This is a genomic window from Arcticibacter eurypsychrophilus (assembly GCF_001730525.1).
Lineage (GTDB): Bacteria > Bacteroidota > Bacteroidia > Sphingobacteriales > Sphingobacteriaceae > Arcticibacter > Arcticibacter eurypsychrophilus.
Genome location: NZ_MDFN01000033.1, coordinates 13010 through 25337 on the forward strand (window position 1 = coordinate 13010; position 12328 = coordinate 25337).

The following is a 12328-nucleotide window of genomic DNA, read 5'->3' on the forward strand; positions in this document are numbered from 1 at the left end:
ATGATTAGAATTAAAGTATGAAGAACCCTTTATTAGAGCCCTTAAAAGAGTAAATTATCATAAGGATACCTTACTGTATGCATTGCTTTTGCTTGCTCATAAACAAGCTGTTTAAGCTCTTCCAGATTTTCCTTATTTAGTGCTGAGATGAATACAGCAGGACTATTATGCTTACCCATCCAGCTATTCCTGAAATCGTCCAGACTTAAAATTTCTGCATCATGACCGCTTTCTGATTTCCAGGCATCAATTTTATTAAATACTGTGATGGTTTTTTTATCAGCTACTCCCAGTTCTTTTAGCGTTTCATTCACTGTTCTGATCTGGTCTTCAAAATTAGGATGAGAAATATCAACCACATGCATCAAAATATCAGCCTCTCTGACCTCGTCCAACGTAGATTTAAAGCACTCAACCAGGTGAACAGGGAGTTTACGGATAAACCCTACAGTATCAGAAAGCAGAAATGGGAGATTATCAATTACCACTTTCCTGACGGTAGTATCCAGCGTTGCAAACAACTTGTTTTCCGCAAAAACATCCGATTTAGATAGCATGTTCATAATAGTTGACTTCCCAACATTAGTATATCCTACCAAAGCCACACGAATAAGCTGACCACGGTTTTTGCGCTGTGTTCCATTCTGTTTATCAATCAGTTTAAGTTTTTCCTTCAGTATAGAAATTTTAGTCTGAATAATTCTTCGGTCACTCTCAATTTGACTTTCTCCAGGACCACGCATCCCAATACCACCTTTTTGTCGCTCAAGGTGAGTCCACAAACGTGTTAAACGAGGTAATAGATATTGCAGCTGAGCCAGTTCGACCTGTGCTTTAGCCTGTGCGGTTTGCGCTCTACTGGCAAAAATATCAAGGATCAGATTACTTCTATCCAGTATTTTAACCTCAAGTTCATTCTCAATGTTTCTGATCTGCGAAGGCGTAAGCTCATCATCAAACACTACCAAATCTATTTCTTCCGACCGCACATAGGCCTGTATTTCTTCCAGTTTACCCTTCCCTACAAATGTAGCCCGGTCTGTATGAGTCATCTTTTGAGTAAAGATTTTCTCCGTAACACCTCCGGCAGTATCCACCAGAAATTCCAGCTCTTCCAGATATTCGCGCACTTTGGCTTCCGATTCATCCTGGGTAATCACACCCACCAGTATAGCCCGTTCTTGTTTTATAGTAGTATCAAATGATTCTTGTTTTGGCATGTATAAATTGTTATTAATCCGCCTTTAGCTCATTCACAAATTCTTGTATAGCTAATCCCGGATCATGATGTTTCATAAAATTTTCCCCTATCAGGAAACCATTAAATCCAGCTTTTTTTAATTCAATTATCGTTTGCGGATCGCTGATTCCGCTCTCTGAGATCTTCAGGAACTGATTAGGTATTAATTTAACCAAATCGTAAGAGTTCTGAACGGAGACCGTAAAGTTATCCAGATTACGGTTATTTACTCCTATAGCATCCAGGTCATCCATCATACTCTGTTCCAGTTCCTGTTGGTTATGCACTTCGAGTAAAACGTTCAAGCCAATACTTTTCGCCAACTTTGCAAAATGAGCAATCTGTGGAGGGGTCAGTATAGAAGCAATGAGCAGAATTATATCAGCTCCAATCGCTTTCGATTCAATGATCTGGTATTCGTCAATAATAAAATCCTTGCGTAAGATAGGGATTTGAATAGCCCCTCTTGCTTCAAGAAGATCGCGCATCCGGCCACCAAAGAACTTCTTATCCGTTAATACGGATACAGCAGAAGAGCCTGCAGCAGCATATTGTCGGGTCACCACAGATGCAGCAGCCTGATCATTAATAATCCCTTTTGATGGAGAGGCACGTTTAAATTCCGCTATAATCCCTGTACGAGCAGGATCAAGCATAAAATCGCGCATTGATAGACAGGTACGATGGAAGTGTTCCGTCTTCTCCAGGCTGCTCATCGCCACCTTAATTTTCGCATCCCTGATCTCCTGCTGTTTATACGATACAATTTTTTCAAGTATACCACCCTGTTCAATCGTAGGAACAAAAGTGTCCGGTATATTTCGTGACTCCATTTCTTTATATTTATAAAAGCCAGTTTGCAATGATTTGTTTTCCATGTTCAGTTAATACTGACTCTGGATGAAACTGAACGCCTCGAACGTCATATTTGATATGTCTCAAACCCATGATCACCCCTTCAGCATCTTTGGCTGTGATCTTTAACTCTTCAGGAAGACCGTCCCGACTCACTGCCCAGGAATGATAACGTCCAATGTTAAAATGATCAGGCAACCCATCAAACAGCGTCTCCTCTCTATCCAGTACCTGCATTTCAGTCGATCGGCCATGAACCGGGTAAGAAAGGTTATACAGCTCGCCTCCAAATACCTCAGCAATGGCCTGCACACCCAGGCAAACCCCTAAAATACTCTTTGTTGGTCCATATTCTCTAATCACATCCAGTAATAAACCAGCCTCTGAAGGAATGCCGGGACCAGGTGATAATAAAATCTTATCATATTCTTCTATGTCCTCGAGTTTAAACTTGTCGTTTCTCAAAACAACAGGAGTTTGTCCGCATTCATTCAACAGATGAACAAGGTTAAACGTAAAAGAATCGTAATTATCTATTACTAATATTTTCATCAGAATAATTCTTTTTAAATTTAATACTAATAAACCATTAAGGTTCTATTAATTAGGGCAGCTTTAATTGGTGCTGAATCATCAAGGAAACGCGCTTTAAACCAATATTTGCACCTTTGGATTTCCTTAAAGCTTAAATAAATATGGAGCATGTGTAACAGTTTAAGTTAAGCATTTTCCAGTTTAGATACAATTGTTTCAGCCATATCGATTGCCTTTCGAAGGGCCATAATCTTGTTATTTACCTCATTCAGCTCACTTAAGGGATCTGAATCGGCAACAATACCAGCACCCGCCTGGTAATGCAGTACATTGTTTCTACTCATGAAAGATCGGATCATGATGGCATGATTGAAGTCGCCATTAAATCCCATGAAACCGATAGCACCGCTATAAAATCCCCTTCCCGTATTTTCATATTGATCAATCAGCTGCATGGCCATATACTTAGGCGCACCACTTAAAGTGCCGGCAGGGAAAGTATCTCCAACCACTTTAAAAGGATCAACATTACTTTGCAATTTACCAGTAACTCTGGATACCAGATGAATCAAGTGCGAGTAGTACTGCACTTCTTTAAATGCCTTCACCTCTACCTTATTGCAATGCCGGCTCAAGTCGTTACGTGCCAAATCCACTAGCATCACATGCTCAGCACTTTCCTTCGGATCGTTTTCCAATTTTTCTGCCAGTTCAGCATCAAGGACATCATTACCGGTTCTTTTGAACGTACCTGCAATAGGAAATATCGTAGCCTCCCCATTTTTAATCGTAAGCTGAGCTTCAGGAGAGGATCCAAATAATTTAAAATCTCCATAATCGTAATAGAACAGGTACGGTGATGGATTAATGGACCTTAAGGCTCGATATACATTAAATTCATCTCCGGTAAAGGGTTTGCTAAAACCACGGGAAGGAACGATCTGGAAAACATCACCTCTGAAGATATGCTTTTTCATACTTTCTACAATGGACATAAACCCCTCATCCGTTAAATTCGAGCTTTCTCCTTCTTTTGATTCAAAAGGATATTCCGGATAATCTTTGTTTTGTGTTAAATACTGCAACTTATCCAACCCTATGGGCTCTTCTTCACTTGCCCTATGCTCAAACAAATAGAGTTCATTTTTAAAATGGTCAATGGCAATAACATATTTGTAAACATGATATTGCAGCAGTGGAATTTCCCTTGCTTCTGACAACTTCGACTTCAGCTTGATGTCCTCAAAATATTCAATCGTTTCGAAAGTAAAGTAACCAAACAAACCATTGGAGCTAAACTTGAACCCACTGTCGTCAAATTCAAATTGCTGACGAAAAGCGGTCACTTCATGCTGTAGATTAATTCCTTCAGAAGGAATCTCGTTCTTTGTCCCATCCGGGAAATAAGTCTTCAACGAATTTTTCTCCAGTACGATCCCCGCTATCGGGTCGCAGCAGATAAAACTCATGCTGTTTTCGCGACTATGATAATCAGAACTTTCCAATAAAATGCTATTGGGAAAGACATCCCTGATGCGTAGGTAGATACTTACAGGGGTAGTGGTATCTGCCAATAATTTTTTAAATGAAGTATACAGTTTGTACATGAGCGTAGTATTCTAGGTATAGTTAGTTACAGATTCCCGGATATAAAAAAACCCGGTGTAATACACCGGGTTTTATATTTATTTGAAATTTTCTTAAAATCAATCTAGTATAAATATACAATATCCCGGGGCACATGTTCTTGCCACCACCATAGTTGCGTATATTTATTTTTTAACATAATACAAATGAAGCTAAAGGAATTTACAACTCCAAATTTTTTATATAAATAATTTATAAAGTCTTTTGATCGGATTAATTTACATAGCAGTCTGATTCCGGAAATATCTATCTGGTCATTGGCCAGCTTAATATATGCAGAGAACAGATTATAGCTCTTCTATTTCTAATACGGACAGATCAGTAAATTCAGCGATCTTTTCAATTGGAACGCCTTGGGTTTTCATCTTACGAGCTGCTTCTTTTTTCCCTTCTATTTTCCCTTCCACATATTTCTTTTCTTCTGCTTCTTGAACTGCATAGAAAAGGACATTCTCATAATCCCATTTTTGCTCTAAACTTGTTCTGTATGACATATACTCCTCCTTTGTTAAATTGCTTACCTCTGCTATCTGGAACACCTTTTCAAAAACACGTTTGTTAAAGTAGACGGGCATTTTGTCCAGTCGGCTCATGTTCTTCAATAGATAAAACCAGCGATCAAGCCCTGTTTCTAATTCTTCAGCTCTTTTCGTAAAGTTAGGCAATTCCAAAAACTTATAACCCAGTTTCTTATAAAATATTGTGCCTGTATCTTTGTCCATCAAACAGATGTCGTGCAAGTATTGTTTGGAAGGTAATTTGTCAATGGTAAAGTCCAGAACGGCGATTAAATATACTTCCTTCAACTCATAGGTGTCGCTTTCCTTTCCAACTGACAATTGTTCATTGATCAGGCGCGAAGTATAGAATATAGAGCGGTCCCGGAAATAAAGCTGTTTTCCGCGTTGCATCTCTACGATAAATTGCTCTCCATTAGCTCCTGTACATGATAGATCGAAAATTGCTTTTTTAAAATCACGCAAATTAGCAGCATGTTCGTTGGGTTTATAGGTAATATCAACGATATGTTTTTCACCTTTAAAAAGTTCATTCAAAAAATCTTTAATGATATCTTTATTAGGTTCAGATCCGAAAAGGCGTTTAAATCCCCAATCTGTTAGAGGGTCAATATAGCGACCTGTATTTAGTTCCATTGGTTTATTATGGTTTAGAATACAGGCAATGTACAAAGAAATTGCCTGTATGAGCTTTCCATAAATAGAAAAACATGACAATGAATTTCTCAATGATTTAAGTCCAATTATCCTTTTAGATAATCTAATTTTCGAATAGTTATAATAGTCTGTAAATACTACTAAAGCTTCCTTCGCTATACCTACTTTGCTCAAATCCTGCTATAGCATGCGGAATGACAGGAGAGGTTTTATTATCAAATAAAGGATTGATATGTTAGGTAGTAAGCATGGGTAATCAACACCTAATTTTCTTCCACTGAAAACTAACTCCAAGGGGTTCAAACAACTCGATTTTATTGAATTGTTAATGACTTACCCCTAACAAAGGTCTTCCGCTTTGTAAAATCGCAACAACGATAATCAACAAGGCCAAACTAAAGTAAATGGCAACCGGGCGATGTTTCGCAGTTAAATCAGCAATTCTTTTTGATTTTGCATTCCCGATTGTAATTAATATAACCGCTACCAGCATCATTGCCAGATGTTCCACCTTCCAATAGCGTAATGTGCTGTCTTTCATTGCTTCTCCCATGGTGTGGTTTATGACCCAAGGGCTTACAAAATATAATAACAACCCGAGCACAAATTGAATATGCGTCGATATTAAAGTAACCAAGTTGAGCGTTTTGTTTGCCTTGTTAAAAGGTTTTTTGCCAAACCATCCTGCAAAAGCTAAAATAATAGCAATTATTAACGCAAAGAATAAAACGAACCGAAGTCCGGAATGTGCCTGAAATAAGAAATCGTACATAGATATTTTGATTGTTATTCAAAGAAACGAAAATTGTGTTAATTAAAGAATTATTCGTTTTCTAATGACATTAAATTGTGTAATTACTATTCCTGTTTAAACGAAACCCGCTCACCCAGAACAACTGCATGAACAGTGCTAAAAGGACTCAATTTTTTACTTGCTGTACTGGCATACCGGTCAATACGCGATGAAAGGCCTTGCATCAGGGTGTTGCCTAAATAACCCATATCATAAATATGACCCTTTTCGACCGGATAGCCTTGTGCAGTCTTATCAATTGCTTCCTTGGGATAATCAGCGGGCTCAGGAGACTGAAAGGTACCGATGATGGCACAAGGACTGAAGGCTTTGCAGTTTAGCAGCACGTATTCCTGTGTGGCATTTACATATTTATAAAACAGCAGCGACATGCTGACCATCAGTATACATGCTGGATTGATCGTGCCATTAAAGGTAACCGTTTGTCCGGCAAGTGTATCGTACTTATCCAAATCAATATCCTGGATATCCAGATGTTCATAGTACTCTTCCCGGAAGTTAAAGGCCACCAGGGTTAGCCTGATGCGGTATTTGTTACTTTGCTCGTTGAGCCATTTGGGCTTTTTGATGTCCGTTTGGGTGTTCAGCTCAGGAAGGGTGACAGAAATCTTTCCTTCGGCAGACTGCAATACCTGCGGTACTACACGGAGCACATCGGCCAGCTGGCTGTCTGCATTAAACTCCATACCGTTCAGGTAAGACAGGTCCGCATCGTGCAGATCCCGTTTTCCTACAGCTGCGCTGGCACTGTTGCGGATGCTATGATACACATAACGGGTACTGCGACTAACGGCAGCCCCATCCCGAAAAAGATAGGCCGGATCAAATGCCCTGCGGATAATGGCCGCAGTCGAGCTGGAAAGCCCGAATTCGGTCGAAGTTTTAATACTTTCCTGCGTTTGTTTAAATGCTTTGGGCTTGCCTTGAATAAGGTTCTTTTTGCCGTAAGTTCGGTATATAACGGAGCCTGCTTTACCGCGGATCATCCCATTTTTATCTACATGAGCCATAATAGTATTTATTAGGTAGGCAAAGTAATCATATAAGAATCTTGACAGGTAAATAATAGGATTATTTCCAAACAAAGACAGAAAACGGTAGGGAAACAGCAGATTTTGCTTAACCCCTTATGTAGGAGATCGATGTAGAAATGGGTTACTCTTCCAGGCAAAAAAGGATCTGCACAAAGCCTTAAATTATTTTCGCTAAACTAATCAGGATAAATCCACTTAATGAAAGCCCAAATAAACAAATAGAACCAAGATAAATTCCACTTAATGAACCCCAAAATAAACCCTGTATAACCAGGCATAAGTCCCATTTACGGACGTTCAGGTGGGACTTATTGCGGGATTATCTCTGATTTATCTCCGCATAATTCAATATCAGGTTTAACTCTTATAACCCACCCAAAAGGAAGTTACAAGAGCCCCGATTTATTCTTTAATAAGTAGGAAGATCTAATTCCAGCTCATTGATATAATTAATTATCCCTCCTTCGAGATTATACAGATTATTAAAACCATACTTATCCTCCAAAATGCGAATGGCTTTGGCACTGCGTACACCAGATTTACACATCACTACTACCCTCGTGTTCCTGTCAATAGTACCTCCCGAAGCACTTATGGTAGAAAGCGGAATTAATTCCGTTCCAATATTCACATAATCATACTCATCCGCTTCGCGCACGTCAATGATCTGAAAATCCAAACCCTGTTCCTGCCAATCCTGCAAATCCGTAGGACTTACTTCTTTAAGTGGCTTTTCAATGGCTTTTACGCCGCAAAATTGTTCATAATCAATCAATTCTTTGATCGTCGGATTTTCTCCGTTTACAGGGTTAGCCGGGTTTTTGCTGATATTGAAAGTTCTGGATTCAAAACTAAGGGCATCAAATGTAAAAAAACGACCACTTAGGGTGTCTCCTACGTTGGTAATAACCTTAATGACTTCCAAGGCCTGAAGGCTGCCGATAATACCTGGCAAAACGCCTAATACGCCAGCTTCCGAACAATTAGGCACAGCTCCCGGATCGGGAGGAGTTGGAAACAAGTCCCGGTAATTGGGTCCACGAACTCCTTGGTCATTTAGCTGATTGAATACAGAAACCTGTCCTTCAAACTGGAAAATAGATGCATACACATTTGGCTTATTAAGCAACAAGCAGGCATCATTTACCAAATACCGGGTAGGAAAATTGTCAGTGCCATCGGCTACAACATCGTACCCGCCTATAATTTCTAAGGCATTTTGAGATGTCAGCTGCGTATTATATACGGTAATATTAATGTGTGGGTTTAGAGATAACAGCCGTTTTTTTGCCGCTTCAGTTTTTGGAATGCCGACCTCCTCGATGCCAAACAGGACTTGCCGATGCAGGTTACTGTCGTCGACCACGTCGCAATCCACAATCCCAATATGGCCTACTCCTGCTGCAGCGAGGTACAATAGAACAGGACTGCCTAATCCACCCGCACCTACTACCAGTACGCTTGATTTCTTTAATTTTTCCTGAGCTTCCATGCCAAAACCAGGAATGATAATATGGCGATTGTAACGCGCCAGTTCTTCTTTAGAAAAGAGGGTATTCTGAGTCATTGGTGATCAAATTAAATTTCCGCCTGCTATAGCTGGTACAATGCTGATAACTGAACGTGTTTCTACGTGTGTGTGGTTATACTGTAGGTTTCGTATATCATCTTCATCTACGAATACATTAATAAACGATCGAATGGAGCCGCTTGGATCAAGAAGATGTTTCTGTACATCGGGATATTGATGTACAAGATTGGCGATAATTTCAGACACATCATTTCCTGAGATATTGATTTTAGCTGAATTGCCGGTAAACTTCCTTAAGGGGGTTGGAATTATAACAGTAGCCATATGTTTTGAGTTAAGTTTTACTTATTTTACAATAATATTTCTATAATTTGTTCTTGAAATTTTTGCTCTTCATCCAGTTGCCAGCATTTAGGTGCCGAAACACCCCGTCCTGATACGGAGATAATGAGATATGAAATATTGGGCAAAGCAAACTGCTTGTCATCAGGAGAAGGTAATGCGGGCTGATTGGGATGGGAATGATAAATTCCCAGCAATGCAAGGTTATTTTGTTCAGCATATCGTTCAGCTTTCATATAGTCGTATGGATTTATTTTAAAATAACGATGCTTTTCTGAACCCTCATCATTTTTAACTTCCAAAGCAATTTTTACATTATCTTCCTGTGTTCCCTGAATGCCAAAAAAAAACCACAACATTCATTTGGAAATATACGTACAGCACTTTCAATCATTACTGACCAGGGATCCGCTGCTATGATCAATTTGTTAAAGTTTGCCATACCTGTAGATTTTTAAATCGGGGTTAAGAAATATTTTTTTCTACTATCAAATCTTTTATCTGTTCTGAATACTCAGAATCTTCCAGACTCTCAATCAACAATGAAACAGTGGGACCATAATGAGCTATAGTAGTGCCCTCTGCTTTTAAATATTGAGGTTTAAGTCCCCATTCTAATATTTTAAAAGTTACACGTTTATCGACTTTCTTTAATGCAGCCCGTACAAGAATCTTTAGTTCAGTAAGTAAACGTACTTTGGAGCAGTTTTCTCCCTCGGTATTTTGAATACGGATCAGGGAATCAAGTAGAATTTTTTCATCAACTGGACAAACATGCGAAATGATAATATCACCCTCTTCATTATATGATTTGTCTTTGCATTCATATACATTAATCAGCAAATTTAATTCCTGGGGATGAGACCAATCCATTTGTCCTCTAAAGAATTTTTCCGAGTATCCTGGTGGGTTTCCTCTAAAAATGACTGGGATAAAGCTGCCGGCCTCTTTAATGTAATACAGGGCAACTTCCAAACTTTCAACTGGCCATTCGAGGTTTCGTACAATTAGAAAATTAGCTTTTCCGGTCGTAGAATGGAGTAAGGCATTTAGCATCAGGTCAGCTGCTTCTTGAACGTTCTGAGCCGTTACATACTTTCCCGGGCTGTGGAGGGAAAGATGATCTGCATTTCTGGCGTTTTGAAATTCAATATCCATCAAACTATTATCCAGAATATGAGTAAACCTAACTATTGAATAGAGTACGTCACTACGCCGGGCATAGGTATCAAATATTAATTCACATATTTTCTTCGTAGCAGAGTAAACCTCGTCTGTATAATACCTGCTGGATTTGCCAGTGGATGAAAAAACACATTGTTTTACTGAAGGTGTGTTTTCGCATGCTTTAGCCAGATTCCAGGTTCCTATTACATTTATGTTTACAGCATCGAAAATATGGTTTTCAGCAAAACCAGGATCGCGCTGAGCCGCGGTGTGAAATACGAACTCTGGTTGATAGGTTGCAAAAATTTCATTTAGTTCATCCGAATTGCAGATGTCTGCCTGAATATATTCTACGCGGTTGTTGCTAGTATTTGCTTTATCATTAAAAGGTTTTTTATCTATAACAATTATTTTACTGATTTGGAAATCCAGTAATTTATTTAAGAGACTGCTACCTACGCATCCCAATCCTCCGGTAACTATGCAGGTACTTGATTTTAACAAATCGTTTATTTCAGCTACAGGCAAGCTTAATTTTCTTTTTGTAGTCGGCGAAAATGGATTTTCATCTAATCGACCCTCTGCATTATATAGTTCAATAAGCTGTTTCGTTAAATTCAGCAGTTCGGAATATGATTCTGGTAAATGCAGTTTAGGAGACAATTCCCATATTTTCTCAAAAATTGAAGAAATTGTATACATGTTTTTATTATTCATAGAAATGATGTACCATTTAATTACGTCGCTAAAGGAATTTATTAACGAGTCTGGATGTAGTCATATTGATTTTCTTCATATCAAATTTTACTAATTTTATTAATCTCTGTTGAAATTCTACGCTAATTTTATTAAGAATTAAATGTTAGTAGAATTGAATTTTCAACATAAACTTACTGTATTTGTTTCGTAGATCAACGAGGTGAGAATTAGATTTACTTACTTTTGTATAAAAGTGTAAAATAACGGTAAACAAATTAATTGAGGATTATTAGCATCAAGATAAAGAAGAGAATAGCGATTTGGGAGGTATTAAAAAAATGAAGCTTCCGATGGGCGGAAGCTCAAACTAACCAATTATAAACCTAAATTATTGAAAGGAGCTGTAAGGGAAGGAATCGAACCTCCAAGGAGTGGTTAACCGTTGCCGGATTCCCATGATCTCCACCAAGGGAAGGAATCGAACCTGAGCTGTAAGGGAAGGAATCGAACCTCCAAGGAGTGGTTAACCGTTGCCGGATTCCCATGATCTCCACCACCGAGACAAGGAGGTGTGTCTGCCTATTTCACCACCTTACAGTATGTAAACATTTGCTATTTGCATTTGCTTGAAACAAATATAGTAGGTTATTTGGTATTGTTGCAAATATTTTAACAAATTATTTTAATTTTTGTAAAATTTTTATTTACTTCGTATATATATTAATATCTTTCAAATTATTTATGGAAAAGAAGAGCCTTAATTTAGAAATTGATAATCTGGATATGCAGATTCTGTCAATCCTTATGGAAGATGCAACAATCCCTTATACAGAGATAGCTAAAAAGCTAATTGTTTCGGGTGGCACCATTCATGTGAGGATGAAAAAGATGCAGGATCTGGGTATAATAAAAGGGTCAAACTTATTGGTGGATGCCCAAAAAATCGGATATGATGTTTGTGCTTATCTGGGTATTTACCTTGAAAAGGGATCAACTTATAAAGATGCGGTAGAAAAGTTGAGAAATATAAAGGAAATTGTCGAGTTGCATTATACTACAGGTGCCTGGAGCATGTTCGCTAAAATTATTTGTCGTGATACCAATCATCTTCGGTTAGTATTAAATGATCATATTCAATCTGTACCAGGAATTCAACGTACAGAGACCTTTATTTCACTTGAAGAAAGCATTAAAAGACAGATTAATTTGGATTTATAATACTAAAAATTTGTATTGATCAAGCGCCATATAATAAAAAGACCAACCTGATGACAGATTGGCCTTTTTAAA

At 38.3% G+C, this 12328-nt stretch carries 12 protein-coding genes and 1 tRNA gene; 1 reads left to right on the forward strand and 12 read right to left on the reverse strand.

From position 1 onward, the window contains the following. Window positions 1-41 precede the first annotated feature (41 nt). The 12 genes from hflX to BFL47_RS19835 form a co-directional block, all read right to left on the reverse strand. Complete coding sequence (hflX, locus tag BFL47_RS16100; protein WP_069660824.1) at window positions 42-1220, reverse strand: GTPase HflX; 1179 nt, start codon at window positions 1218-1220, stop codon at window positions 42-44. Between the two features lie 13 nt (window positions 1221-1233). Further along, window positions 1234-2118, reverse strand: coding sequence for an indole-3-glycerol phosphate synthase TrpC (gene trpC, locus BFL47_RS16105; protein WP_245681391.1), 885 nt, complete (start codon window positions 2116-2118; stop codon window positions 1234-1236). Further along, window positions 2084-2647, reverse strand: coding sequence for an anthranilate synthase component II (locus BFL47_RS16110; protein ID WP_069660825.1), 564 nt, complete (start codon window positions 2645-2647; stop codon window positions 2084-2086). Before BFL47_RS16110 ends, trpC begins: the two co-directional genes overlap by 35 nt. Window positions 2648-2814: 167 nt before the next feature. Further along, entirely contained in the window at window positions 2815-4236 is a 1422-nt protein-coding gene (locus tag BFL47_RS16115) for an anthranilate synthase component I family protein (RefSeq protein ID WP_069660826.1), read from the reverse strand. 327 nt (window positions 4237-4563) lie between these two features. Further along, entirely contained in the window at window positions 4564-5430 is an 867-nt protein-coding gene (locus BFL47_RS16120) for an Rpn family recombination-promoting nuclease/putative transposase (RefSeq protein ID WP_069660827.1), read from the reverse strand. A gap of 346 nt (window positions 5431-5776) precedes the next feature. After that, window positions 5777-6223 carry a cytochrome B gene (locus tag BFL47_RS16125; protein WP_069660828.1) on the reverse strand — a complete coding sequence of 149 codons (447 nt, stop codon included), beginning with the start codon at window positions 6221-6223 and terminating at the stop codon, window positions 5777-5779. A gap of 86 nt (window positions 6224-6309) precedes the next feature. Continuing rightward, window positions 6310-7275, reverse strand: a complete 966-nt coding sequence (locus BFL47_RS16130; protein ID WP_069660829.1) for a hypothetical protein — start codon at window positions 7273-7275, stop codon at window positions 6310-6312. A 433-nt stretch (window positions 7276-7708) separates the two neighbouring features. Continuing rightward, complete coding sequence (gene moeB, locus BFL47_RS16135; RefSeq protein WP_069660830.1) at window positions 7709-8866, reverse strand: molybdopterin-synthase adenylyltransferase MoeB; 1158 nt, start codon at window positions 8864-8866, stop codon at window positions 7709-7711. A gap of 6 nt (window positions 8867-8872) precedes the next feature. Beyond that, window positions 8873-9154, reverse strand: a complete 282-nt coding sequence (locus tag BFL47_RS20075) for a MoaD/ThiS family protein (RefSeq protein WP_069660831.1) — start codon at window positions 9152-9154, stop codon at window positions 8873-8875. A 26-nt stretch (window positions 9155-9180) separates the two neighbouring features. Beyond that, window positions 9181-9531 (reverse strand): M67 family metallopeptidase, encoded by a 351-nt coding sequence (locus BFL47_RS16145; protein WP_083257231.1) that lies wholly within the window; start codon window positions 9529-9531, stop codon window positions 9181-9183. A gap of 106 nt (window positions 9532-9637) precedes the next feature. Further along, entirely contained in the window at window positions 9638-11056 is a 1419-nt protein-coding gene (locus tag BFL47_RS16150) for an NAD-dependent epimerase/dehydratase family protein (RefSeq protein ID WP_069660832.1), read from the reverse strand. Between the two features lie 471 nt (window positions 11057-11527). Beyond that, window positions 11528-11635: transfer RNA gene (locus BFL47_RS19835), tRNA-Asp, on the reverse strand. A 144-nt stretch (window positions 11636-11779) separates the two neighbouring features. Between BFL47_RS19835 and BFL47_RS16155 the strand changes: the two genes are divergently transcribed. Next, window positions 11780-12256: an Lrp/AsnC ligand binding domain-containing protein gene (locus BFL47_RS16155; RefSeq protein WP_016195214.1), complete on the forward strand. Its 477-nt coding sequence runs from the start codon at window positions 11780-11782 to the stop codon at window positions 12254-12256. Window positions 12257-12328 lie beyond the last annotated feature (72 nt).

Bases quoted from the DNA above. Each gene is read 5' to 3' on its own strand.
- BFL47_RS16155 (WP_016195214.1), top strand. From the start codon at position 11,780: ATGGAAAAGAAGAGCCTTAATTTAGAAATTGATAATCTGGATATGCAG.
- trpC (WP_245681391.1), bottom strand. From the start codon at position 2,118: ATGGAAAACAAATCATTGCAAACTGGCTTTTATAAATATAAAGAAATG.
- BFL47_RS16110 (WP_069660825.1), bottom strand. From the start codon at position 2,647: ATGAAAATATTAGTAATAGATAATTACGATTCTTTTACGTTTAACCTT.
- hflX (WP_069660824.1), bottom strand. From the start codon at position 1,220: ATGCCAAAACAAGAATCATTTGATACTACTATAAAACAAGAACGGGCT.
- BFL47_RS16130 (WP_069660829.1), bottom strand. From the start codon at position 7,275: ATGGCTCATGTAGATAAAAATGGGATGATCCGCGGTAAAGCAGGCTCC.
- BFL47_RS16150 (WP_069660832.1), bottom strand. From the start codon at position 11,056: ATGAATAATAAAAACATGTATACAATTTCTTCAATTTTTGAGAAAATA.
- BFL47_RS16120 (WP_069660827.1), bottom strand. From the start codon at position 5,430: ATGGAACTAAATACAGGTCGCTATATTGACCCTCTAACAGATTGGGGA.
- BFL47_RS16115 (WP_069660826.1), bottom strand. From the start codon at position 4,236: ATGTACAAACTGTATACTTCATTTAAAAAATTATTGGCAGATACCACT.
- BFL47_RS16145 (WP_083257231.1), bottom strand. From the start codon at position 9,531: ATGTTGTGGTTTTTTTTTGGCATTCAGGGAACACAGGAAGATAATGTA.
- BFL47_RS20075 (WP_069660831.1), bottom strand. From the start codon at position 9,154: ATGGCTACTGTTATAATTCCAACCCCCTTAAGGAAGTTTACCGGCAAT.
- BFL47_RS16125 (WP_069660828.1), bottom strand. From the start codon at position 6,223: ATGTACGATTTCTTATTTCAGGCACATTCCGGACTTCGGTTCGTTTTA.
- moeB (WP_069660830.1), bottom strand. From the start codon at position 8,866: ATGACTCAGAATACCCTCTTTTCTAAAGAAGAACTGGCGCGTTACAAT.